Origin of the sequence: Mycobacterium sp., from assembly GCF_025965855.1 — a bacterium.
Lineage (GTDB): Bacteria > Actinomycetota > Actinomycetes > Mycobacteriales > Mycobacteriaceae > Mycobacterium.
This window is the reverse complement of record NZ_JAOPWB010000244.1, coordinates 14576-38397: the sequence shown is the minus strand read 5'-3', so window position 1 is coordinate 38397 and position 23822 is coordinate 14576. Positions and strand designations below refer to the sequence as shown.

24 protein-coding genes and 2 pseudogenes are annotated in these 23822 nt (G+C 66.7%); 19 read left to right on the top strand and 7 right to left on the bottom strand.

Going from position 1 to position 23822, the window contains the following annotated elements; genetic code table 11:
* Window positions 1–223, top strand: a pseudogene (locus JWP83_RS21090) (maleylpyruvate isomerase family mycothiol-dependent enzyme); the annotation flags it as partial.
* A gap of 31 nt (window positions 224–254) precedes the next feature.
* Here JWP83_RS21090 and JWP83_RS21085 read toward each other — a convergent pair.
* From JWP83_RS21085 to JWP83_RS21065, 5 genes are all read right to left on the bottom strand, one after another.
* Complete coding sequence (locus JWP83_RS21085) at window positions 255–761, bottom strand: hypothetical protein (protein ID WP_297734200.1); 507 nt, start codon at window positions 759–761, stop codon at window positions 255–257.
* 25 nt (window positions 762–786) lie between these two features.
* The gene (locus tag JWP83_RS21080; RefSeq protein ID WP_297734206.1) at window positions 787–1221 is read right to left on the bottom strand and encodes a protease inhibitor I42 family protein; all 435 of its coding nucleotides are present in this window, start codon (window positions 1219–1221) and stop codon (window positions 787–789) included.
* Window positions 1222–1313: 92 nt separating this feature from the next.
* Window positions 1314–1718: a hypothetical protein gene (locus tag JWP83_RS21075; protein WP_297734197.1), complete on the bottom strand. Its 405-nt coding sequence runs from the start codon at window positions 1716–1718 to the stop codon at window positions 1314–1316.
* The gene (locus tag JWP83_RS21070) at window positions 1715–2506 is read right to left on the bottom strand and encodes an SDR family oxidoreductase (protein WP_297734194.1); all 792 of its coding nucleotides are present in this window, start codon (window positions 2504–2506) and stop codon (window positions 1715–1717) included. The genes JWP83_RS21075 and JWP83_RS21070 overlap by 4 nt, the downstream gene beginning before the upstream one ends.
* Before the next feature lie 3 nt (window positions 2507–2509).
* Window positions 2510–3418 carry an RNA polymerase sigma-70 factor gene (locus JWP83_RS21065; protein WP_297734190.1) on the bottom strand — a complete coding sequence of 303 codons (909 nt, stop codon included), beginning with the start codon at window positions 3416–3418 and terminating at the stop codon, window positions 2510–2512.
* 37 nt (window positions 3419–3455) lie between these two features.
* Here JWP83_RS21065 and JWP83_RS21060 point away from each other — a divergent pair, with 37 nt between their 5' ends.
* The 8 genes from JWP83_RS21060 to JWP83_RS21025 all read left to right on the top strand — a co-directional run bounded on the left by JWP83_RS21060 (window position 3456) and on the right by JWP83_RS21025 (window position 14015).
* On the top strand, window positions 3456–4922 hold the full coding sequence (locus JWP83_RS21060; protein WP_297734188.1) for a MauE/DoxX family redox-associated membrane protein: 1467 nt from the start codon (window positions 3456–3458) through the stop codon (window positions 4920–4922).
* Between the two features lie 141 nt (window positions 4923–5063).
* Window positions 5064–6656: a Na+/H+ antiporter gene (locus JWP83_RS21055; RefSeq protein WP_297734185.1), complete on the top strand. Its 1593-nt coding sequence runs from the start codon at window positions 5064–5066 to the stop codon at window positions 6654–6656.
* Window positions 6657–6664: 8 nt separating this feature from the next.
* Window positions 6665–7849 (top strand): AAA family ATPase, encoded by a 1185-nt coding sequence (locus JWP83_RS21050; protein ID WP_297734182.1) that lies wholly within the window; start codon window positions 6665–6667, stop codon window positions 7847–7849.
* Between the two features lie 183 nt (window positions 7850–8032).
* Complete coding sequence (locus JWP83_RS21045) at window positions 8033–8680, top strand: TetR/AcrR family transcriptional regulator (protein WP_297734177.1); 648 nt, start codon at window positions 8033–8035, stop codon at window positions 8678–8680.
* On the top strand, window positions 8673–10196 hold the full coding sequence (locus JWP83_RS21040) for an FAD-dependent monooxygenase (protein WP_297734174.1): 1524 nt from the start codon (window positions 8673–8675) through the stop codon (window positions 10194–10196). Before JWP83_RS21045 ends, JWP83_RS21040 begins: the two co-directional genes overlap by 8 nt.
* Before the next feature lie 26 nt (window positions 10197–10222).
* Window positions 10223–11896, top strand: a complete 1674-nt coding sequence (alsS, locus tag JWP83_RS21035) for an acetolactate synthase AlsS (RefSeq protein ID WP_297734171.1) — start codon at window positions 10223–10225, stop codon at window positions 11894–11896.
* A 14-nt stretch (window positions 11897–11910) separates the two neighbouring features.
* Window positions 11911–12711, top strand: coding sequence for an acetolactate decarboxylase (gene budA / locus JWP83_RS21030; protein ID WP_297734168.1), 801 nt, complete (start codon window positions 11911–11913; stop codon window positions 12709–12711).
* Between the two features lie 173 nt (window positions 12712–12884).
* Window positions 12885–14015 carry a glycosyltransferase gene (locus JWP83_RS21025; RefSeq protein ID WP_297734165.1) on the top strand — a complete coding sequence of 377 codons (1131 nt, stop codon included), beginning with the start codon at window positions 12885–12887 and terminating at the stop codon, window positions 14013–14015.
* 74 nt (window positions 14016–14089) lie between these two features.
* On the opposite strand, the gene JWP83_RS21020 is transcribed toward JWP83_RS21025, so the two are convergent.
* Window positions 14090–14419 carry a DUF732 domain-containing protein gene (locus JWP83_RS21020; protein WP_297734162.1) on the bottom strand — a complete coding sequence of 110 codons (330 nt, stop codon included), beginning with the start codon at window positions 14417–14419 and terminating at the stop codon, window positions 14090–14092.
* A 287-nt stretch (window positions 14420–14706) separates the two neighbouring features.
* Between JWP83_RS21020 and JWP83_RS21015 the strand changes: the two genes are divergently transcribed.
* Window positions 14707–15558: a sulfurtransferase gene (locus tag JWP83_RS21015; RefSeq protein ID WP_297734159.1), complete on the top strand. Its 852-nt coding sequence runs from the start codon at window positions 14707–14709 to the stop codon at window positions 15556–15558.
* A 17-nt stretch (window positions 15559–15575) separates the two neighbouring features.
* Here the strand turns inward: JWP83_RS21015 and JWP83_RS21010 are convergent, their stop codons facing one another.
* Window positions 15576–16568 carry a hypothetical protein gene (locus JWP83_RS21010; RefSeq protein WP_297734156.1) on the bottom strand — a complete coding sequence of 331 codons (993 nt, stop codon included), beginning with the start codon at window positions 16566–16568 and terminating at the stop codon, window positions 15576–15578.
* Window positions 16569–16750: 182 nt separating this feature from the next.
* On the opposite strand from JWP83_RS21010, the gene JWP83_RS21005 reads away from it, so the two are divergent.
* The 9 genes and pseudogenes from JWP83_RS21005 to JWP83_RS20965 all read left to right on the top strand — a co-directional run bounded on the left by JWP83_RS21005 (window position 16751) and on the right by JWP83_RS20965 (window position 23770).
* A complete protein-coding gene (locus tag JWP83_RS21005) occupies window positions 16751–17557 on the top strand; it encodes an alpha/beta fold hydrolase (RefSeq protein ID WP_297734153.1) in 807 nt (268 codons plus the stop codon).
* Window positions 17554–18336, top strand: a complete 783-nt coding sequence (locus JWP83_RS21000; RefSeq protein ID WP_297734150.1) for an SDR family oxidoreductase — start codon at window positions 17554–17556, stop codon at window positions 18334–18336. The genes JWP83_RS21005 and JWP83_RS21000 overlap by 4 nt, the downstream gene beginning before the upstream one ends.
* Window positions 18333–19190 (top strand): LLM class F420-dependent oxidoreductase, encoded by an 858-nt coding sequence (locus JWP83_RS20995; protein WP_297734147.1) that lies wholly within the window; start codon window positions 18333–18335, stop codon window positions 19188–19190. Before JWP83_RS21000 ends, JWP83_RS20995 begins: the two co-directional genes overlap by 4 nt.
* 15 nt (window positions 19191–19205) lie before the next feature.
* Window positions 19206–19694 (top strand): hypothetical protein, encoded by a 489-nt coding sequence (locus JWP83_RS20990; protein ID WP_297734144.1) that lies wholly within the window; start codon window positions 19206–19208, stop codon window positions 19692–19694.
* Complete coding sequence (locus JWP83_RS20985) at window positions 19694–20422, top strand: hypothetical protein (protein ID WP_367185658.1); 729 nt, start codon at window positions 19694–19696, stop codon at window positions 20420–20422. The genes JWP83_RS20990 and JWP83_RS20985 overlap by 1 nt, the downstream gene beginning before the upstream one ends.
* Window positions 20423–20521: 99 nt before the next feature.
* Window positions 20522–21061: a lipoprotein LpqH gene (locus JWP83_RS20980; protein WP_297734138.1), complete on the top strand. Its 540-nt coding sequence runs from the start codon at window positions 20522–20524 to the stop codon at window positions 21059–21061.
* A 365-nt stretch (window positions 21062–21426) separates the two neighbouring features.
* Window positions 21427–21631, top strand: a pseudogene (locus tag JWP83_RS20975) (theronine dehydrogenase); the annotation flags it as partial.
* Between the two features lie 43 nt (window positions 21632–21674).
* Window positions 21675–22664, top strand: coding sequence for an alpha/beta fold hydrolase (locus JWP83_RS20970; protein ID WP_297734203.1), 990 nt, complete (start codon window positions 21675–21677; stop codon window positions 22662–22664).
* A gap of 320 nt (window positions 22665–22984) precedes the next feature.
* The gene (locus tag JWP83_RS20965; RefSeq protein ID WP_297734135.1) at window positions 22985–23770 is read left to right on the top strand and encodes a spirocyclase AveC family protein; all 786 of its coding nucleotides are present in this window, start codon (window positions 22985–22987) and stop codon (window positions 23768–23770) included.
* The last annotated feature ends 52 nt before the right edge of the window (window positions 23771–23822 follow it).

The window sequence follows — 23822 nt, the reverse complement described above, 5'->3', positions numbered from 1 at the left end:
GCTTGCATGTTCGAAGGCACCATCCGCGACGGTCCCTGGCCGGAGCGCCACCAATGGTCTGCGCTTAGAGGCGACCGACGGTTCCTTCGCGACCGGCACCGGCCCGCTCGTCAGCGGTACGACCCTTGCGCTGACGATGGCGATGGCGGGGCGCCGCGCCTACTGTGACGATCTCGTCGGCCCAGGCATCCCCAAGCTGCGCGCCCGATGCTCTGCCCGCTGACCAGCAGCAGGCGAACGAAGGTGTCTCGAATCTAAGTCTTAGACCGCATCCCGGCGGCGCGATACACAAACACCGGCTCCACCCGAAACCGCAGCACCGTCGCCGGCAACTGCCCGAGCACATCAGCAGGGATCTTCTTTTTGTAGTTCAGCTTCATCGAGCCGGAAAAGGCGGGATCGACTCCGTGTAAATCGATTTCGATCCGTAGGCCTTTCGTCGTGATGGTCGCGCGCGCCGGTCCCTTGTCGGTGTCCCAGGGGCAATCGATGGCCCGCAGCTTGCCGTCGCCCCGCGTGGGAAACGTCGCAACAACCCGTGCGTTGCTGAAGCCGAACCCGCCCGAGTAGCGGGAGACGCCAGAGGCCGAATATACGCCCGGCACATGGCCGCTGAAGTGTCGGCTCACCGCGACCTTGCCGGCGGTGAAGATGACCCCCTCGGCGTCGAGTTCTTCGCGCAGTTCTGCGGGCAGCTTCCCGATCTCGGACAAATTGTGAAGAAAGCCAAGCACAATCAGACCGTAGCCCGGCGCAACCACGCGCGCATTCGTTTGCCAGAGACGTTTACTGCACTATGACGTTCGCCGTGTACGTGCACGCAGGTGGGGCGTTCTTGCCCACGATGCTCGAGTACGAGGTGGTGATCGTCGTCGTCCCGGGCTTCAAGGCCGCGAACGTCCACACCTCCGTGCCCGGCGCCCCCCGCGCGTCGGAGGTCGGGTGCACGAACTCGTGACCGGTTTGCTTCACGATCGTCGGATCGCGGATCTTCGTATTGATCATCCACCGGTACGGCGTGGTGTAGTTCGAGCCCAACTTCACCGTCAGCGTGTTGCCGACGCCCAGTGTGACGTTCTGGGTGATGGCATTCTGCTTCAGCACATCGCCCATCGGGACCTCGAGCGTCTGGCTCGTCGGCGGGTTCCTGGACGCGAAATGGCACCCCACCAACATCGATGAAACGAGCATCGCGACGGTCACCAAAAGCCTGATCTTCACGACAGTCATCTCCCCCATTATGACCCGCAGCCCAAGTCGGCATGCCAGCCCCAGGCGAGCGGAGGCTATTGGACGAACGTAAGTCGAACGGCTCAATCCGAGTCGTTGCCGGGCCTTTTGGTGAGGATGAGCAGGCCGACCGGCAGCACCGCCGCGACGGCGAGGGCTGCCGTTTGCCCGACGGCGGCCGCTGTCGTGAAGTTCTCGAGGTGCGTGACGTGGAAGACCAGATGCGGGACGACGAACAGGAGGTAGGCGCCCAGCGCGACCCGGACCATGCGTCGTTCCATCGTCGTTGCGGCGGCGACGACGACAAGCGCGAACGCGAGGTTCATCGCGCCGTAGTCGCGCATGAGGTGTTCGGAGTACGGCGGGATGCGGTCCACCCACGGGACATAGTCGTAGAAGGCCCTAGGGGCAAACGTCGCGACGAGTCCGACCACGACTTCCACGAATGCCAGAAACCACAGCCCGGCGCGCAGCACGGAGCTGGTCATCGTCGCCTCAAGTAAGCGCGGATGGCGTCGCGGTACGGCAGTTGGCCGGTTGCGAGTTGTTCACCGAGGTATTGCTCGAACGTGATCGTGCCGGCGGCGTGCTGCGGGGCTAGCAGCCCGCCGGCGCTAATCCCGCCAAGTACCTTGCCGGGCAACCTGATCGGGACGATGGGCCGGCGCTTGCCGACGATCGCCAGGTAGCTGCGGGCAAGGTCGTCGAGCGCACGCGCCTCCGGGCCGCCGAAATCCGGCGCCCGCCCGATCGGCTCACCGAGGGCCAAACCCGCCAACCGCTCGCCCACGTCGCGCACGTCGACCGGTTGGAACCTCAGGCCCGACGGCAGCGCCATCACCGGCGGTTTCGTGAGAATCCGCAAGAGGAAAGCGATCAGATCGTGAAACTGGGTCGCCCGCAGCACCGTCCATGGCAGGCCAGATTCGGCGATCGTGCGTTCGTTGGCGAGCATTTTGCGGTAGAGGGCGAATGGAACGCGGTCAATCCCGACGATGGAGACGTAGACCAGGTGCGGTGAGGCCGCCCTTTTCGCCGCCGCGACCAGGCGCTCGGCGGGATAGACGCAGTGCACGATCGCGTCGACGCCGTCCACCGCCGCGTCGAGCCCATCACCGGTTTGCACGTCCCCCACGACGTGCTCGACGTCGGTGCGCTGATGCGGCCGTCGTCCGCGGCTCAGAACGCGGACCACTTTGCCCGCGGCCGTCAGATGATCGACAACGATGCGGCCTACAGTTCCTGTGCCGCCGGTTACGAGTACAGAGTTGGTCACACCTTATGAACCGGACAGACGCGCCGGATGTGACAACTGCTCGGTAAGAAACCGCAATTTGTCCGGATGGGCCATCGCCCGCAGGGCCGCTATCCGCTCACCGATGATCTCGAAGCACAGGACGCCGGCCAGCGTGTCACCGTCGAATACCAGCATCGCCGGCTCGCCGTTGACCTCGGCGACATCGAGACGCAGACCTGCCTGCGCCAGGTTCCTGCTAAACACGCGCGCCACATAGTGGGCCGTGCGGTCGCGGCCCGAGACGATGCGCCGGGCGGCCGCCACCTTGCCGCCGCCGTCGGCCGTGGAGGTCACGTTGTCGGTCAAGATCTCGACGAGTCCGGCCACATCGCCGGCGCGGGCGGCGGCGAAGAATCGGTCGACGAGGCGCCGCCACTGCGCCCGGTCCGGTTGGAATTGCTGCCGGGATTCACCCAGCCGCTCCCTCGCCCGCCGGTACAACTGGCGGGCGTTGGCTTCCGACGTTTGGAGGATCTCGGCGATCTCGAAATGGCTGTAGGCGAACGCTTCTCGGAGGACGAACGCCGCACGCTCGGTCGGGCCGAGTCGCTCCATCAGGCTCAGCAGCGCGATCGACACCGACTCGCGCTGTTCGGCGGTCTCGAGCGGGCCGAGCGTCCGGTCGTCGGTGAGCACGGGCTCGGGAAGCCACGGGCCGGGGTAGACCTCCCGCCGCGCGCGAGCCGACGTGAGCCGGTTGAGGCACAGGTTCGTGACGGCCGTCGTGAGCCACGCCGGCAGCGACTCGATTAAATCCGGATCGGCGGCGTGCAGACGCAGGTATGCGTCCTGGACCGCGTCTTCCGCCTCGCTCGCCGACCCGAGCAGCCGGTACGCCAACCAGAACAGACGCGGCCGCTGAGACTCGAATGCCCCGACGACATCGCTCACACCGCCAAGACTGCCACGCACAACTTAAGATCCGCAGATGACGATATTGGTGGCGCGATTGCTTCTCGGAGGAATGTTCGCTGTGGCCGCGCTGGCGAAGCTGGCGGACCGCGACGGTGTGCGGCGGGCGGTCACGGCATTCGGTGTGCCAAGAGCCGCCGCGGGATTCGTGGGGTCGGCGCTGATCGCGACCGAGTTCGGCATCGCGGCGCTGCTGGCGGCGGAGCCGCACAGCGGCGCCGTGGCGGCGTTGGTCGCGCTCGCCGGATTCAGCGCGGTGGTGCTTGCGAGCCTGGCGCGCGGCCGACGCCTGGAGTGCCACTGCTTTGGGCGGCTGTCCTCCGGGCCGCTGGGGTGGCAGACATTGGCCAGAAACGGGTGCCTCTCCGCGCTGGCCGCGTTCGTGGCGCTCGACGGCCAATTCGCCTGGTCCCTAACCGCTTTCGCGGCAGCCATGCTCACCCTCTGGCTCGGCCCCGCGTCACGCCGGCGCTGGACGTCACGCTCGGGCGCCGCCGCCGGCCTGGCGCTGCCGGACCGGACCGGCCGCATCCGGACCCTCGACGAGCTGCTGGAGAACCGCCGACCGGTAGTGCTCATCTTCAGCCAACCCGGCTGCGGCGCCTGCGATGCGCTGCTGCCCGAAGTGGCCCGATGGCAAGGCGAGCTGGACGGGCGCGTCACCGTCGCCCTCATCAACGGCGGCCCCGCCGGCCACCGCGTGCCGATGGAGCTGATCGACGAGTCCCGGGCCGCCTTCGCCGCCTACGGCATCACCGCCACGCCCAGCGCCGTGCTCATCGAGGGGGGCCAAATGCTCGAGACGGCGCGGGGCGCCGGCGCCATCGGCGACCTCGTCGACCGCGCGGCGCGGGCCACCGGGCAGACCACGTTCACCCGGCGTGGGCTGTTGCGCCGAGCGTCGGTCGGCTTGCTTCCCGTCGTCGGTGCCACGGCCGCCGCCTGCGATTCCGGCGGCAAGACCGCCCTGGCCAGCAATGTCGACACCTTCGAGGTCGACGGCGCCTGGCTGTGCAACCAAACCTTCGCGTTGTGCACCACCGCACCGTGCGTGCCGTCGCCGACGGATCCCAACATCTCGATCTGCAACTGCGTCGTCGTCAACGGCTACTCGGTCGGCTTCAAACCCTGCACCGACCGGGCCCAGTCCGGCAACAAGGTGCGGTCGGCGTTCTCCACGGTCAACGTCAACGCCAACTTCGGCGTGCTGAGCTGCCCATCCGGGGTGCCGTGGGCGAACTGCCTCGACGTCGAGTGCGAGATCGACGCCACCAATCCCGCCGTGGCCAAATGCCAATGCGTGACGGTCAAGACCGGCGAGTCGCTGACCTTCGGCGGCGGCTGCGACACCGCCACGTGCACCTCGACAATATGGTCGGCCACGACTCCGGACCTGCCGGCCAACGCCCAATACCGCAAAGGGATGAACCAGATCGGTCAGCCAGTTAACTTCCCGAAGACCTGTCCCGCGCCGCATCCTTAGACGCGTTCTGTGACGCGCTCATAGCGATAGCGCATGCGCTATCGCTTTTGAGATTCACCTGACCCTCCTCCGACGGGCTGACCACACTCGCCACCCAAACCCCAGGCCGCGTAAACCGAGCCGGTCCGGCAGGATGGGCTGGTGTTTGGCCTCGTCGTCATCGTTGCGCTCGTTTCCACCGTCATCGTGGGGACGGTCATCGGCCGGCGCTATCGCGTGGGTCCTCCGGTGCTGCTCATCTTCCTCGGCGCCCTGCTGGGTCTGATCCCCCAGTTCGCTCACGTGAGGGTCAATGGCGAGATCGTGCTACTGCTGTTCCTGCCCGCGATCCTCTACTGGGAGGGCCTGAACACCAGCTTTCGCGAGATCCGTAAGAACGCGCGCGTCATCGTCTTTCTCAGCGTCGGCCTGGTGATCGCCACCGCGGTGGCGGTGTCGTGGACGGCGCGAGCGCTGGGCATGGAACCCCACGCGGCGGCCGTCCTGGGCGCCGTGCTCTCCCCTACCGACGCCGCCGCGGTGGCCGGGCTCGCGAAAAAGTTGCCACGCCGGACGGTCACCGTGCTGAAGGCCGAGAGCCTCATCAACGACGGCACCGCGCTGGTCTTGTTCGCCGTGACCGTCCACGTCGCGGTTGGAGGCGCCCAGGTCACCCCGCCCGATCTGGTCGTCCGGTTCATCGGGTCCTACCTCGGCGGTATCGCTGCCGGGCTGCTGGTCGGCGGCTTGGTGACCCTGGTGCGCAAACGAATCGACGCACCGCAGGAGGAAGGAGCCTTGAGCCTGCTGACGCCGTTTGCGGCGTTCTTGTTGGCCCAGGCAATGCACTGCAGCGGTGTGGTCGCGGTCATGGTGTCGGCTCTGGTGCTCGCGTACGCCGGGCCGCTGGTGATCCGGGCCCGTTCCCGCTTGGCGGCCTTTGGATTTTGGGACATCGCGACATTCCTGATCAACGGGTCGCTGTGGGTGTTCGTCGGGATTCAGATCCCGGGCGCGCTGCGCGGCGTCTCGGGTGCCGAGGGCGGCCTTCGCCACGCCGTCTATATCGCCCTCGCCGTCACCGGTGTCGTGATCGTGTCCCGGATCGTCTGGGGCGAAATCACCACCGCGTTGCTTCGCCTTTTTGACCGGCGGCAGGTGCAGCGCGAGCGTCGCGTCGACTGGCGTCAGCGTTTCGTCACCGCCTGGGCAGGATTCCGCGGAGCCGTCTCGCTTGCCGCGGCGCTGGCCGTCCCGATGACCACGCTCAGCGGCGCGCCGTTCCCGGACCGCAGCCTGCTCATCTTCATCGTGGTCGTCGTCATCCTGGTAACGGTTCTGGTCCAAGGGATCTCGCTGCCCGCGGTAGTCCGCTGGGCCCGGATGCCCGACGACGTCACCCACGCCGAGGAAGTGCGACTGGCCCGCACCCGGGGCATTCAAGCCGCTCTCGACGCCTTGCCGGAGGTTGCCGCCGAAGTCGGCATCAGCGAGGACCTGCAGCGGCGCCTGCAAAAGGAATACGAAGAAAAGGCCGCGCTGGTCATGGCCACCGAGGACGGTTCGACGAACCACCGCCTGGTCAAGGGCAAAGAGAAGGTCCGGCAGGTTCGTCTGGGCCTGCTCGATCGCAAGCGCCGGGAAATCACCGCCCTGCGCAACCAAAACCTCATCGACGACATCGTGCTGCGCGAGTTGCAGAACGAGATGGACCTCGAGGAAGTCCAACTTCTCAACGCCGCCGACGACGACTAGAGCACTTGATGCTGCAGACGGTCGCCATCCGCGGGTACCGCTCGCTGCGCGAGGTGATCGTGCCGCTGGGTGGGCTGTCCATCGTCACCGGAGCCAACGGCGCCGGGAAGTCATCGCTGTACCGCGCGCTGCGGCTGCTGGCCGATTGCGGCCGCGGCGAGGTGATCGGTTCGCTCGCGCGTGAGGGCGGGCTGCAATCGGTGCTGTGGGCCGGGCCCGAGCAACTGGGTGGCGCCCGGCGCACCGGCAAGGCCCAGGGCACCGTGCGCACCCGGCCGGTGTCGCTCGAATTGGGTTTCGCCGCGGACGATTTCGGCTACCTCGTCGACCTCGGCATTCCGCAATCGGCCGGGCCCGGCTCAGCCTTCGCCCGCGATCCCGAAATCAAGCGGGAAGCGTTGTTCGCCGGTCCGGTGCTGCGGACGGGCACGACGCTGGTGCGCCGGACACGGGATTTCGCCGAGGTCAGCGCCGACTCGGGCCGCGGGTTCGACGAGCTGAGTCGATCCCTGCCCTCGTATCGCAGCGTGCTTGCCGAGTACGCCCATCCGCACGCGCTGCCCGAACTCGCGGCCGTGCGCGAGCGACTGCGCGGATGGCGGTTCTACGACGGGTTCCGTGTCGACGCGGGAGCTCCCGCGCGGCACCCGCAGGTCGGCACCCGCACCCCGGTGCTTTCCGACGACGGCCACGACCTGGCCGCCGCGATGCAGACGATCATCGAGGCGGGATTCGACGACCTCGCCCGTACCGTTGCCGACGCGTTCGACGGCGCCAGGGTCTCGGTCGCCGTCCATGACGGGGTGTTCGACCTCCAGCTGCGACAGCGCGGCATGCTGCGCCCGCTCCGGTCGGCCGAATTATCCGACGGCACACTGCGATTCCTGCTCTGGGCCGCCGCGCTGCTCAGCCCGCAGGCGCCCTCGCTGATGGTGCTCAACGAACCCGAAACCTCCCTACACCCAGACCTGGTGCGACCACTCGCCGCGCCGATCCGCACCGCCGCCGCGCAGACGCAGGTCGTGGTGGTCACCCATTCCCGCGCGCTGCTGGAGTTCCTGGACACCGTGCCCGTAACCGAGGCCGCCGGCGATAACGCCGTCGAGATCGAGCTGTACAAGGAGTGGGGCGAGACGCGCATCACCGGCCAGGGCCTGCTGACGACACCGCGTTGGGAATGGGGCAAACGCTAAACGCCACGCCGCACCACCGCCCTTGAGCGTGCGTCGTGGGTGACGACGCTCGGCGTGTCGCCGCCCCAGCCTCACACTCAAAGCCCTGAGCACACTCAAAGCCCGCGCGGACCCCGACATGCCCAACAAATTGCCCATCAGGCAATATTGCCCGCCGTGCATCTTTCGCGTACGTTGGTCTCCATGACCGCCCCATCCCCCGGACTGCGCGAGCGCAAGAAGGCCGACACCCGGCGCGCGCTCAGCGACGCCGCGCTGAATCTGGCGTTCGAACGCGGGCTGGAAAACGTGACGCGCGACGAGATCGCCGGCCTGGCCGGGGTGTCGCTGCGCACGTTCAACAACTACTTCACCGGCAAATACGAAGCACTCGCCTACCGGCAAACCGAACGCATGCGCCGCGGCGTCGCCGCTCTGCGGCAACGTCCCGCCGCCGAACCGCTGTGGACATCGATCTCGCACGTCGTGCTCGAAGCCATCGAGGCCGATTTCGGCGACGTCTACGGCGAGGAGAACCGGGTACCGAGCCGCCGGGAACTTGTCGAAGTTCGAAAGCTGCTGATGAACCCACAGGTACGTAACGCGTTGCCGCAGGACCTATTTGACGAGTGGCTCGAGGTGATCGCCGAGCGCACCGGCACCGACCCACACCGCGACATGTATCCGAGGCTGGTGGTGGCCGTCGTGCGCGCCGTCGGCGACGCGGCGGCAGAGGCCTACGTGCGGGCGGATCCGCCGGTGGCCATCACCGACTTGATCCGCGACGGCTTCGCCGCCGTCAGCGCGGGCCTGCCCGAGCCCACCAAACACAAGGAGGCCCACCATGGCTGACCAACCCGCCGATATCGTCATCGCGGGCGCCGGCCCCAACGGGCTGATGCTGGCCTGTGAGCTGGCGCTGGCGGGCATCAGGCCCGTGGTGCTCGACGCCCTGCCCGGGCCGAGCCCCGAACCGAAGGCCAACGGCCTTGTCGGGCAGGTGGTTCGGATGCTCGACATGCGCGGCCTGTACCAGGCGTTCACCGGCGACGACGATCCACCCCATCCCACCTATGGATGGATATTCGCGGCCATGACGCTGAACTTCCTGGGTGTACCGGACAATCCGATGTACGCGCTGCCCATGCAACAGCCCCGGTTGGTGCGGCTGCTGGAGAAACGGGCGCGCGACCTCGGCGTGGACCTACGCTGGGGACACGAACTCGTCGACCTACGACAAGAGGCGAAATCCGTTGAGCTGACGGTATCCTCACCGGAGCGCGAGTACCGCATCGCCGCCGGGCATCTGGTGGGCGCCGACGGCGGGCACAGCCTGGTCCGCAAGACGGTGGGCATCGACTTCGCCGGCCACACGTCGCAGACCGTCGCCCGGCTCGCCCACGTGCACATCCCCGACGGGCTCCGCCGCGCCGACGGCGGCATCGACGTCCCCGGATTCGGCCGGATCGCGTTCGGCCACACCCGGTTGGATCGCGGCGGAGTCATTTACGCCGAGTTCGAACCCGGCCGTTCGATGTTCGGCACCATCGAGTTCGCGCCGCCGGTCGAGGACAAACCCATGAGCCTCGACGAACTGCGCGAGAGCGCGCGCCGCGTGCTCGGCGTCGATCTCCCGTTCGAGGAGCCGAAAGGCACCGGGCCCCATGCCCTTCGCCGGATCAATGGGCAGAACACCCGCAACGCGGAGCATTACCGCGACGGGCGGGTCCTGCTGCTCGGCGACGCCGCCCACGTCCACAGCGCCATGGGCGGGCCCGGCCTGAACCTCGGACTGCAGGACACCCTGAATCTCGGTTGGAAGCTCGCGGCCCACCTCAACGGGTGGGCGCCGGCCGGATTGCTCGACACCTACGAGTCCGAGCGCCACCCCGTGGGCGAGCGCGTGATGATGCACTCGCTGGCCCAGACCGCGCTCATGGCGCCGGGACCCGAAGTCGCCGCGCTGCGAACGCTTTTGGGTGAGCTCTTCAGCATTCCCGACACCGCCAGGCACATGGCGAGGCTGCTGGCCGGCAACGACGTGCGGTACGACGTGGGCGACGACCAGCCGCTGTCGGGCTGGCCGGTGCCCGAGCTGACCCTCGACGACGGCCGGCGGGTCACCGAGCTACTCCACGACGCCCGGCCGGTCCTGCTCGACCTCGGCGGCGGCGTCGGGGACGCGGCGCGCGGGTGGCTCGATCGGGTCGACGTCGTCAGCGCGACCGTCGCCGACCGGCCCGCCGCGGCGCTGCTGATCCGGCCCGACGGATACGTCGCCTGGGCGGCGGACGCGTTCGGGTCTGACGAGGAAGCGGGCCTGCGGACCGCGCTGCGGCGCTGGTTCGGGCCCGAGTCGAGCGCATAGCGGCGCCAGCGACCAGACTGGGCTGCATGGCTCCCGGTGATCCGGTGCGCAGCGCGCAGAAGATTGTCGACGTGCTCTCGGCGCAGGGCGTCGAGTACATCTTCGGCGTGCCCGGCGCCAAGATTGACGCCGTCTACGACGCCTTGGTCGACGGCGGCCCCCAGGTGGTGGTGTGCCGCCACGAACAAAACGCGGCGTTCATGGCCGGGGCGATCGGTCGCCTTACCGGCACCCCGGGTGTGGTGCTGGTGACGTCCGGTCCAGGCACCACCAACCTGGCCACCGGCCTGCTCACTGCGAACACCGAACAGGATCCGGTGGTCGCACTGTGTGGCGCCGTAAACCGCGAGGACCGCCTCAAGCGCACCCATCAGTCGATGGATGCCGCGGCGATGCTCCGGACCGTCACCAAGTTCACCGGCGAGGTCAACGACCCCGACAACGCCGCCGAGGCCACCATCGCCGCGTTCCGCGCCGCCCTCAGCGAGCCGCGCGGCGCGGCCGCCGTCGTGTTGCCCGCCGACGTCTTGGCCGCTCCCACGACGGCCGGCATCACCGCCCGACTCCCGATCCCACCCCTGGCGGCGGCCCCAACCGCGGCCATCACCAAGGCAAGCGAGCTGATCCGCGCCGCACGACGGCCGGCGCTCCTGGTCGGTACCCGCGGCGCCGAGCCGGACAGCTGCCGGGAGCTACGCGCCCTGATCGCCACGACCGGGCTGCCCGTCGTGGAGACCTTTCAGGCCGCCGGGGTCGTGTCCCGCGCATTGGAGGACTGCTTCGTGGGCCGGGTGGGCCTCTTCCGCAACCAGCCCGGCGACGTCGTCCTCGACCACGCCGACGTCCTGATCACCATCGGCTACGACGCCGTCGAATACGACCCGGTGCTGTGGAACAACAATGTCGAGCGCACCATCGTGCACATCGACTCGGTTCCCGCCGAGATCGACAACCACTATCAGCCGACCCTGGAACTGCGCGGGAATGTCGCGGCGACCCTGGCGGCCCTGACCGACAATCTCTCCGGGCTCAGGCTCAGCAACGAGTACCAGTCGCAGATCGCCATGCAACGAAAAGCGTTGGCCGACATCGATACCGCCGCGCGCAACGAAACACCCGAGGGCCCCGGACTCAACCCGGTCACCGTCGTGCTGCGCCTGCGCGACGAACTCGACGACACCGCCACCATCACCTGCGACATCGGTTCGGTCTACATTTACATGGCACGCCACTTCCGCGTGTACGAGCCCAGACGGCTGCTGTTCTCCAACGGCCAGCAAACGTTGGGCGTGGCCCTGCCGTGGGCCATGGCCGCTTGCCTTGTGCGACCCGGGACCCCGATCGTGTCCGTCTCCGGGGACGGCGGATTCCTGTTCTCCGCCCAAGAACTCGAGACGGCGACTCGCCTCGGGCTCAAGTTCACCCACATCATCTTCCGCGACAACAGCTACGACATGGTCGGCTTCCAGGAAGCCCTCAAATACCAACGCAGATCCGGCGTGCAACTGGGCGACTACGACATCGTCTCCTACGCAGCGGCTTTCGGTGCCCGCGGTCACGGGGTGAAGACCTTGGACGAATTCAGTGCCACGCTGCGCCAAGCGCTGGCCGAGGAGGGACCGTCCCTGATTGATGTGCCGGTGGACTACAGCCGAAACACCGACCTCGCCGAACACCTGCACGACGACCCCTTCGAATGAGCCGGGGAGAACCCATGACCAACGTGACTGGCCCGCACGAGCGCTTCCGCCGTTGGGCCGCAACTCTTCTCCAGCAGAAGCAGGCCACCACCGCCCATGACGACGAGGTGTATCAGTTCTCCACGATCAGTGCACTGCTCGACGGGGTCTACGACGGCGACGCCACCGTCGCCGACATCCTGCGTCACGGCGACTTCGGCCTGGGCACCTTCAATCACCTGGATGGCGAGATGGTCGTCCTCGACGGCATCTGCTACCGGTTGCGCGCGGACGGGACCGCCAGCCGGGCGGCGCCGACCGATCGCACGCCGTTCGCGGCGATCACCCGCTTCCACAGCGACTTCGAGATCCCGATCCACACGCGCGCCGGCCGGGCCGAGGTGACCGGCGCCATCGACCGCCAAATCCAAAGCGCCAACCTTATTTACGCGATCCGGATCACCGGGCACTTCGCAGAACTGCACACCCGCACGGTGATGGCGCAGAAACCGCCCTATCCGCCGTTGACGCAAGCCACCGAAGATCAGGCCGAAGCCGTGTTCACCGATGTCTCCGGTACAGTGGTCGGTTTTCGGACCCCCGACTTCGAACAAGGCATCTCCGTCGCCGGATACCACCTGCACTTCCTCAACAGTGAGCGCACCGGTGGCGGCCATATCCTCGACTTCACCCTCGAGCACGGAAAGGCTGAGGTCAGCGGCGCATCGCAGTTGCATCTGAGCCTGCCCACTTCCGGTGCGTTCCTCGGTGCGCAGTTGTCCGGCGACGACCTCGCCGAGCGAATCGGCAAAGCCGAAGGGCCCAAAGGCGACTGACCTTCCGTTGCGCCGAGCGTCGAATTGTTGCCGCGTTTCTCGGGGAGATTGCGCCATCAAGTCGACGCTCGGCACCCCGATCCGCCGGGCCGACCAGCGGAATTCACGGACTGTTCAGGCACGTGTCGGTTCCACATCGATGACTGCACACGCGCGCCGCGTGTCCTCACGTTATGCGCGTTGTACAGGTCGCCAACTTTTATGGCCCTCGCTCCGGCGGCCTTCGCACCGCGGTGGACAGGTTGGGCGCCGAATACTGCGCCATCGGGCACGAGGTGTTCTTGATCGTCCCCGGCCGCAGCCCCGAACGCACGGAGCTGCCCACCGGCGTGGTGCGAATAACGATGCCCGCTCGGTTGATTCCTTTCACCGGGGGCTATCGCGCGGTGATGCCGGGACCCGTCAAAGCGCTGTTGGCAGCGCTGAAACCCGACGCGCTGGAGGTCTCCGACCGGCTCACCCTGAGGTCGTTGGGGCCGTGGGGCCGCGATTACGGATCCAAGACGGTGATGATATCCCATGAGCGCCTGGATCGCCTTGTGGGACAAATACTTCCGCGGCGCAGCGCGGAAAAGTTCGCGGACTTCGCCAATCGGCGCACGGCCGCCAACTATGACACCGTGGTGTGCACCACGGCGTTCGCGCGCGAGGAATTCGACCGGATCGGCGCGACCAACACCGTCACCGTGCCACTGGGTGTGGATTTGCAGACGTTTCACCCGCGCCGGCACTCTTACCTGGTGCGGCGGCGCTGGGCCACACCGCAACAGATCCTGCTGGTCCACTGCGGCCGGCTGTCGGTGGAAAAGCGCGTCGACCGCAGCATCGACGCCCTGGGCGCGCTGTGCCATGCCGGCGTCGACGCCCGGCTGGTCGTCGTGGGCGAGGGCCCGATGCGGACCAGGCTGGAACGGCAGGCCTCCCGGCTGCCGATCGACTTCACCGGCTTCATCAATAACCGGCACACCGTCGCGGGGCTGCTGGCCACGGCCGACGTGACGCTGGCACCGGGGCCACATGAGACGTTCGGCCTGGCCGCGCTGGAATCACTGGCGTGCGGGACACCGGCCGTCGTGTCGCGCACCTCCGCACTGACCGAGATCATCACCCCGGACAGCGGCGCCCTGGCCGACAACGACCCATTCGCGATCGCGTGGGCGGTCGGCGCCATCGTCGGGCGGCCGGAACACCACCGCCGCAGCTCCGCCAGGCGCCGCGCGGAGAGCTTTACCTGGGAACGGGCCGCGGCGGGCATGCTGGCGTCGCTGGGGACCGGCGGCACTCAAGAAACCGCTCAGGTCTAACGCATATTCGTATTACCGGAGCGCGCGGAGAATAAACCGCAGCTCACACGCCGCGCGTGAAGGAAGGAAAGCGGTTATCCGCCGCTGGGCTTGGTCGGGCTGTGTTTGCCCGGGCAGTAATCCGCGGTGGCCGCGCCGATGAATGTCTCGGCTTGCGCCTGGGTCAGCTTGTGCGACCCCGTCAGCTGGTCCACCTCGTCCTTCTGGGAGTAGCCCGCCTCGAGGTCCTGGCACATTGTGCGCGCCATGCTCACGGCCTGGGCCGGCGTACCGAAGCTGATGCCGTGTGACGAAAGGTACTCCGCGAAGTCCTGGTCGGTCTGGTCGGCGTGCGCGACCGCTGCCGGCACCCACAGGACGGCCAGCAACGCGCCAAACGCGAACGCGGAAATCTTCTTCTTCATTTCCCCATCACTTTCCAAGCTTCACATCAACCTCGGATCGACACGAGGATTCGACACCCAATGTAATTAATCCTCGCGTGCGAGCGGTTCCGTGGTCAATAGTCTTCCCGCAGGACGGCCCGCCGAAAGCCAAACTTCAATCCGCCGTTCAGTTTTAGTTCTGGTTGAGTTTAATTCCGAACGGGCGGCTGACCTCGCCGCAGACCACAAGAGTTCATCTGCAGTTCCGATCACGTTTACTTCGCGCCGCGCGGCTAGGCTCACTGGAAACGCAAGGAGGTGCATCGATGGAAACGCGGGACCGGGTGCTGGTCACGGCCACCGAGCTGGCCGCCCTGATCGAGGCCGGTGACGCGCTGGCGCTGCTCGACGTGCGTTGGCGCCTCGACGAACCCGATGGCCGGGCGGCCTACCTGAAGGGGCACCTCCCCGGCGCGGTGTATGTGTCGCTCGAGGACGAACTGAGCGACCATGGCATCGCCGGCCGCGGCCGCCACCCGCTGCCGTCCGGGCGCAGCCTGGAGGCGGCCGCGCGCCGATGGGGTATCCGCCAAAACGATTCGATCATGGTGTACGACGACTGGAACCGAGCCGGTTCCGCGCGGGCGTGGTGGGTGCTGACCGCCGCGGGGCTCGAAGACGTGCGCATCCTGGACGGCGGCCTGTCCGCGTGGCGCGCGTCCGGACGGAGCCTCGAGACCGGTCCGGTCAACCCGCCGGCCGGGGATGTGGCTGTGCCACACGAAGATCTGTATGCCGGCGGCCGACCCACGTTGACGGCCGCCCAAACCGGCGAAGACGTGACGCTGCTCGATGCGCGTGCCCCGGAACGGTTCCGGGGCGACGTCGAACCCCTCGACCCCGTCGCCGGCCACATCCCCGGCGCGAAAAACCTTCCCAGCGCTGCCGTACTGGCGGGCGACGGAACGTTTGTCGGCGATTACGCGCTCACCCAACTGCTGTCCGACCGCCGCATCGATGCCGACGGCCGCGTCGGTGTCTATTGCGGCTCCGGTGTCACCGCGGCCATCACGGTCGCCGCGCTCGCGGCGACGGGCCGAGAAGCAGCGCTGTATCCGGGGTCATGGTCGGAGTGGTGTTCGGATCCGAACCGTCCCGTCTGCCAGGGCCCCGAATAGGCCCGGGCCAGGTCGACTCATGCGCCGCCCCAGCTCTGCAGGAAAGCGGCGGTCACCCGGGCGGCATTTTCCGCCGCGATCTGCTTATAGAAGAAGAACTCGAACGGGAAGCCCGGCAGGCGCAGCGGGTCGCCGGCCCCGTCCGAAACCCCGCGGATCCCGAGAAACGGAACCCCATGCGCGTCGGCGACCGCCTGCGCCGCCGCCGTCTCGTTGTCCGTCGCGTCGAAGGCCGGGTTCGACGTCGACGCGATATTGAGGTTGCTGATCAGAGAGTTTCGCAGCCAGGGCCCCGCTGCCTGAAAGAAGTTGCCGGTGTAGAGCAGTGAGCGATCCGGTGCGCTGCAGGGTTGGCATCCGAAGACGTCGCCGCCGTTCGGCACGCACGGGAATGCCCGGCCGTTGTTGTTGTCGGAGCTGGACCCGTCACCGCCGACCACCAGCACCGGCTGGCGCTTCAGGTCGATCAGCCGGACGCGGGGCGCGTTCTTGCACAGGCAGATGGGATTGCCAAGGTAATTAACGCGTTCCAGGTCAACGCTCAGTGCCTGAGCCGCGGCCAGCATGCCGGGATCGACCGGCTGAAACGTCGCGCCCTGGTCCATGCTCCATCGCGCCGGCACCGTCACATCCCCGATGTTGACGCGCGCGCCACCCCCGGCGACGCCCGAGAACACCACTGCGCCAATGGAAACGGACGACGCACAGGTGAAGCGCGCCAAGGCGGTCTGGGCGGTTTCGGTCGCGTTCACCAGGCCGATGCCCGTCATCGCCACGATCACCTTCTTGCCATCGATCGTTCCGAGGCAAAAGCGCCGGCGGTCGGCCCGCACCACCGGGTGGCGGTCGAGTGCAGTGTGGGACAGAACCGCGTCGGCTTCCGCCGGGAAGGCGGACAGCACCAGGGTGCGCTGTTCGCAGGAATCCGTCGTCACGTCGGGCGCGCCAGCGGGTTCGGCGGCGGCCACGCCAGCGCCCGCCGCCACGGCGAGCGCCACCACGGCGGCCACGCGAAAAGGCTTGAGCACGATCCCCCTGGTCTTTTGTCGGTCATCAATGCCGATACTCGCTGTCTTATGGACGTGGCTAATGTGGTGGCTTGATTTTCGCGCATCGGGGGCGCGTCTGAATATTCGTTATCGTTCTTTTTGTTTAGCGATTTCGTGACGTTACTACCGTTAGTCTCGACGGCGTGCTTGAAGTGATCGACAAGAGGCCGAGCCGCGACTCTCATAAAACGCCGTTGGTCTTCGTACATGGCGCCTGGCACGGCGCCTGGTGTTGGGACGAGCATTTCCTGGACTACTTTGCGGCGAAGGGCTATCGGTCGGTGGCGGTGAGCCTGCGCGGCCACGGGAAGAGCCCCGCGCCAAAAACCATGCGGTTCTGTTCGATCGCGGACCTCGTCGACGACGTCGCCTCGGTCGCCGACGGCCTGCCCATGCCACCCGTGGTGATTGGGCACTCCATGGGCGGCTTCGTGGTGCAAAAGTACCTGGAGTCACACGGCGCTCCGGCCGCCGCGCTGCTCGCCTCCGTACCCCCGAGCGGCATCGCCGGATTCTTCCTGCACAGATTCCAGCGGCATCCGTGGCTAACCGGGCGAAGCCTGGCCATGGGAAGGTCGCTGCCGGGCGTGGGCGGTACGCCGGAATTGGCCCGCGAAACCTTCCTCTCCGAATTGATTCCCGACACGGACGTGGTGCGCTACACCGAACTGCTCGGCGAAGAGTATGTGTCGAAATTCGTACTCGAGATGCTCTTGCTCGACCTGCCCAAGCCACACCTCGTCACCGCCCCGCTGTTGGTCTTGGGGGCCGAAAATGACATTGTTTTCACCCAACACGAAGTCCGTGCGACTGCCGCCGCGTACCGTACCGAAGCGGAAATCTTCCCCGGAATGGCCCACGACATGATGCTCGAGCCCGGGTGGGCCGGTGTGGCGGAGCGAATTCACGCCTGGCTCGAAACCCGTTGCCCGACGACGTTGCCGAAATGACGGGGCGGCTTGACGGCAAGGTCGCGATCATCACCGGCGCAAGCAGCGGCCTCGGGCCGGTGATGGGCTCGCTGTTCGTCGCGGAAGGCGCCCGCGTACTGCTGGCCGCGCGGCGCGAAGAGCTGGTCCGCGATGCCGCGAACGCGGCGGGCCCGGGCGCCATCGCGATGCGTGCCGACGTCACCAATGAGGATGACGTCGCGGCCATGGTGACGCGGGCGGTCGACGAGTTCGGCCACGTCGATATCCTGTGCAACAACGCCGCCGCGCCCGGGCAGGACCGCTGGATCTGGGAGCAGACGCTGGACAACTGGAACGCCACCATCGCCATCGACGTCACCGCGGCCATGCTGTGCGCCCGCGAAGTGCTCAACCGGTCGATGCTGCAACGTCGCCGCGGAGTCATCCTGAACTTCTCCTCGACTGCCAGCTACTCCGGCATGGTCCGCAAGACCCACTACGTCGCCGCCAAGGCGTCGCTTCGTGCGTTCACCAAAGCCGTTGCGCTAGAGGTCGGTCCGTACGGTATCCGGTGCAACTGCATCGTGCCCGGCGCCATCGACACCGAGCTGTTTCGCAAATGGGTGCAACGGACCGCCGATGAACAGGGGGTTGACTTCGACACTCAGCGCGCCAAATCCCTCAAAGGTGTGGCGTTGCAAGACATTTCCTCAGCCGAGGACGTCGCCAACCTGGCGTTGTTCCTGGCCAGCGACGAGAGCCGAACCATCACAGGGCAATCGATACCCGTGGACGCCGGGGGGTACATGCAGGGATGAGCACTCGCCTGTCGATATCCACACCCGTGGTGACCATGTTGCCCCAGATCAGCGCCGACTGGGAGAAACGCGCCTCCATCGAGGACCTGGCCCGGATCGCCGAAGCCGCAGACCGACTCGGCTATCACCACCTGACCTGCAGCGAACACATCGCGCTGCCCGCCGACGAACAAAACCGCCGCGGCGCCCGCTATTGGGATCCGCTGGCCACATTGGGCTATCTCGCCGCGCGCACCCGACGGATACGGCTGGCCACCCACGTGCTGGTGCTCGGGTATCACCACCCGCTCGCGATCGCCAAGCGCTACGGCACCCTGGACAAGGTCAGCAATGGGCGGCTCATCCTCGGGGTTGGGGTCGGCAGCCTCAAAGAGGAGTTCGAGCTCATCGGCGCTCCCTTCGACGACCGCGGACCGCGCGGCGACGACGCGCTGCGCGCGCTTCGGGCCTCGCTGTCGGTCCCCGAACCCGCCTACCACGGCGAGTTCTATTCGTTCAGCGGCATGGTCGTCGATCCGTGCGCCGTCCAGCAACGCGTCCCCATCTGGATCGGTGGGCGGACGCTGCGATCGCTGCGCCGGGCCGCGACCCTGGCCGACGGCTGGGCCCCATTCAACGTGAGCCTGCGCCAGGTCCGAGAGTGGTTGGGCCGCTTCGACCTTCAGCCCGGATTCGAGGTCGTGCTGCCACCGCCGGCGCCGCTGGATCCGATCAACGAGCCGGAGCGCACCCGCGACGCGCTCGCCGAGGTCGCCGCGCACGGCGCCACCATCGTCAGCGCGATTTTCAAACACACCTCGCTGCAGCATTATCTCGAGAGTCTGGCGGCGCTCGCTGAACTCCAGCCGTCTTAATCAGAGAGGGCTCCCATGTCGAAGGCGATCCGAACGCTGATCATCGTGATGGGCTGTGTCGGTATTGCGGCGTGTGGGTCGCAGCCGCCGTCACCGCCGAAGGCATCCGGCCCGAGTTCGACGAAACCGCCTCCTAGGACAGCCACGACCGTCTCTCCGGCCACGGCCACCAGCACGCCGCCGTGCATCGGCTTATCGATATGTCCGCCACCGCCGCCGGACGCCGATGGCAATCCGGGGTGTTACTACGCCGACGGCTGGCAAGGCGACGCGTCCGGGATCGAGGTGTGGTACTTCCATGAGCCACAGAACCTTTCGAAGCCCGACAAGGTTACGGCCCTGGTCCGCAAGAAGGACGGTAGCAACGAGTCCCAGGACGCCAACATCGAAGCGGGACAACAAGTGCACCGCTTCGAATTCCCGAGCATCGACAAGTCCGCCGTTCAAGAGGTATTGCTCACCACCAGCAACGGCCGCTGCTTCGTGATTGGGCCGGCCACGTGATCCGCGTCAAGGCAGGCTTTTTCAGCCTCACCGCTCCCGCGCCGCCCGACGATGACGGCAGTTATCTGCGTTGGCACCTGCTGGATCACATGCCCGAGCAGTACCAACTGCCAGGCATAGTCCACGCGTTGCGTTGGATCGCCGACGGTGACTACCCCGATCACCGCCTGGCGGCGCATGGGCCGCTGGGGCAGGTCGGCAACGCGGTGCACTACCTGATCGGTGACCCCGTTGAACAAACCTTCGACGACTTCGTCGCACTCGGCCGCTCGCTGCGGGAGAACGGCCGCTTTCCCGTCACGCGGCCGTCGCTGCAAGTGGCCGGCCTGCGCCTGCTGCAGTGGCAGTCCTCGCCACACGCCCTCGTCTCCCCCGAGGTGGTACCGTTTCGGCCGCACCGCGGAGTCGTCCTGATCGTGGAAGAACCCGCCGACGGCCGCCCCGACGAGTGGCTGCAATGGCTGCACGCCGACCACTGTCCGGCGCTGCTCGCCACGCCCGGCACGGCCGGGGCCTGGACTTTCGGTTCGAGCGCCGGATGGAGCCACCTACCCGCGGGATGGCGGACGGACCACCAGTACATCACGGTCGTTTACCTCGACGGTGATCCGTTGACCACCACCGCCGCCGTGGCTGACCTCATCGAACAGCGGTGGCGGTCGGGCGCGGTGCGACCCGTGTTCGCCGGACCGTTGCGAACCATGGTCAGTTGGGAAGCCTGGCGGTAAACCGGTGAAGGTGCAGTTTGACGGGTCGCCGGAGGGATGAGACCTTGCAGAAAAGAACGGCCTCTATAGTCCTTCTGACGCTCTAGCAAAGGACGTGAGATGACCAATCCCCGGTGTCGCCACCGCACCCGCGCGGCGCGGCGGCGGCTCGTTCTCGCTGCCGCCGGGCTCGGCGTGCTCGCGTTGGGGGCCACCCTGCCGGCCTGCTCGAGCAAGAACGGCCAGCCATCTGCTGCCACGAGTTCGAGCGCGGCACCGTCGAGCACGACCGTCATGATGGACGGCAGCAAGCACACGATGACTGCGGCCGTCGAATGCAAGAGCACGGCGGCGCAACCCAGCGCCACGCCGGCGGAGTCCGGGGACCTGACAACCCGCATCACCGTTCACGACGATTCGGCCTCGGTGTCACTGGCGCTGTCGGACGAAAAACCCCCGAGCGTCGACGGCTTCTCCCTTTCGCTCAAAGCGGGATCCGGTGAGTATCAGCTGCCCTATCAGGCGCCCCAGTCCGCAACCCAGGTCCAGGCAACCAAGGACGGCAAGAGTTACACGGTGACCGGGACGGGCCAGGGGGTGTCGCCGAATCAAGGCGACGTCCACCAGGTGACGTTCGGGATCCACGTGACCTGTCCGTGAGTGGCGTCTCCAAATCGGCTGTCGCAGTGGAACTTCGCCTTCATGAGGCCCGCCTGTCACTCGAGTCATCGCAAGATGTTGGGGTAGTTCTTTGCCCGCCTCACAGCGACAAGCGGTGATGGTGAGTGATGACCGTTCATTCCCGAGCGACGCCACCAGGTTGTCGCTGTGAGGTGGGCACAACGGCACACCCCAAACTTTCTGTGACGCCTGGGAATTCTGAGCCGGGCGCTGCCTAGGAACCGACGCCGGCGTGCTGCACCGCCATCGCGGTGACGACTGCTTGCAGCAACCGGGCGAGTTGTTCGGCGTCGCTGACCGTGCGATCGCCCATGGCCAGGCGGGAGAAAACACCCGCGAGGAAGATACGTGATGAGCAGCGAAATCACCATCGTCGGCTGCATGGCGTACCCCGACGAGATATTTCAGCTCACCGAGGATCTCGTAGCGAATTGGGAAAGATACGCACTGATCGTCAGCCACACCGTCCCCTTCGAGAACCTCGGCGCGGCACTCGAACTCGCGAGCACACCCGGTGCCGCGGACAAGGTCGTCGTTACCTTCCCCTAGCTTCATGGTTGTCCACCGCGATCACCTCTGCGATGCTGTCAGCTTGGACATCTTCGCGGAGTGGCGAAGCGGCGGGACCGAGCTTCGATGGCGGTCGACAACGGCCGCCAACGACGGACACGAAGTCACGGTGTTCAGCCGCCGTTGCGGCACGCCCGGGGCGCCCGCGCTGGTTCTGGTGCACGGCTTCCCGACGTCGAGCATCGACTATTTCGCCCTGGCCGGCGAACTGGGCTCCGAGTTCGACATGTTCGTGCTGGACTTTCCCGGCTATGGATTGTCCGACAAGCCGCCGGCGCCGCACGTTTATTCGTTGTACGACGACGCGCGCCTGCTCGTCTACGCGATCACTCAGGTGTGGAAGCTGACCGAATTCCGCATGCTCACGCACGATCGCGGCAGCAGTGTCGGCATGATCGCGCTGGAGATGTTGGCGGCCCAGGACCCTCCCGCGGTGCCCGTCGACCTCGTCTTGACGAATGCCAATATCTATCTCCCCCTGTCGAACCTCACCGTGTTCCAGACCGCCCTGCTCGACCCCGCAACCGGGCGAGACACCGCGGCGGCGACCACGCCCGAGATGCTCGCGGCCGGCTTGGGCGTCAGCACCTTCATCCCACGGCGGACACTGGAAGACCCGGAGATCGCGGCGCTGGCGAGGTGCTTCGCCCACAACGACGGAATCCGCGTGCTGCCGGACACGATCCAATACCTAAATGAGCGCGCCGCGGATGAAACCGGTTGGCTGGAAGCGCTTTCCAAGAATCACGTCAACACCACGCTGGTGTGGGGCATCCACGACAACGTCTCACCCCTGCGCGTTCCCAACTACGTCTGGCAGACGTACCTGAAGAACAAGCCCGGCCGGAACCGCTACTGGGTGGTGCCCGGCGCCGACCACTATCTGCAGTGCGACGCCCCCGCTCAACTGGCCCAGATCGTTCGCCTCACGGCTCGGGGCGGGGACATCCCGCTCCAGACGCTCGGAAATCAGCCCGGTGGCGCCGTGCTGGTCGACGAAAGCGCGTCCTAGCCGCACCTGACGGGCTGGAAAATCACGGGGTATGGGTCGTCGTCGATCTCGATGTCGTATGGGTCGTAGTACAACTCGACCGCGCTGGTGCCGGTCATGGTCGCGTCCCTTCGCTGAACTCCGGACCAAATATTTGATTACTTCAATCGTTCCGATGCAGGAAGCACTATCTTGAGGATCGAACCCGTTACCGGAAGGGGCGCGGACGTGGGCGCAATCATCATGCTTGGCACGCTGTTCGGGCTTATCGTCCTGATCTTCGGCTTGGTGCTGCGCTACGACCCGGAAGCACGTGGTGACTCGAGGCAAGAGCGCGACCGATGAGCGCCGGGATGACGCCCTTGATGCAGGCGGCCAGCGGCTTCGCGCTCGTCGGTGGCCTTACATTTACGGCAATCGGTTTTTACCTGAGCATTCGCCAGCGCCGGCTACACCCGCTGCTACTTCTCTGCATTTCGGCGATCTCGTTCTCGTGGATCGAGGCGCCCTATGACTGGGCGATGTACGCCCAGTTCCCGCCCGCTATTTCGCGAATGCCGTCATGGTGGCCGCTGAACGTGACGTGGGGCGGGCTGCCCTCGTTCGTTCCCGTCGGCTACATCTCCTACTTCGTGTTTCCGGCCGTGACGGGCGCGGCGTTAGGGAAATGGATGAGCGCGAAATTCCACTGGCGCAGACCGATAACACTGCTGATCGTCGGGCTCGTCGTCGGCTTCTGCTGGGCGATTCTCTTCAACGGGTTCCTGGGAGCCAAGCTCGGCGTCTTCTATTACGGCCGCGTGATCCCGGGCCTTGCGATACGCGAGGGAACCATCCACCAGTACCCGCTCTACGATTCCCTCGCGATGGGGATACAGATGATGGTGTTCACCTACCTCCTCGGACGAACCGACTCGGAAGGACGAAACGTCATCGAAGCGTGGGCCGCCAAGAGGTCGACGAGCCGTCTTGGAGCGTCTGCTTTGTCCGTCGTCGCTGTTGTCGTGATCGGAAATCTGCTCTACGGCGCCGTTTTCGCGCCCCATCTCGTGACGAAGCTGGGCGGCTGGGTGACTTCGGGGCCGACGGGCCAACTATTCCCGGGCGTGCCGAACCAGCCCAAGTAGGCACCCGGCGTCGAGTTGTCGCGCGAAATCAGCGCGTTTCACATCACAGCTC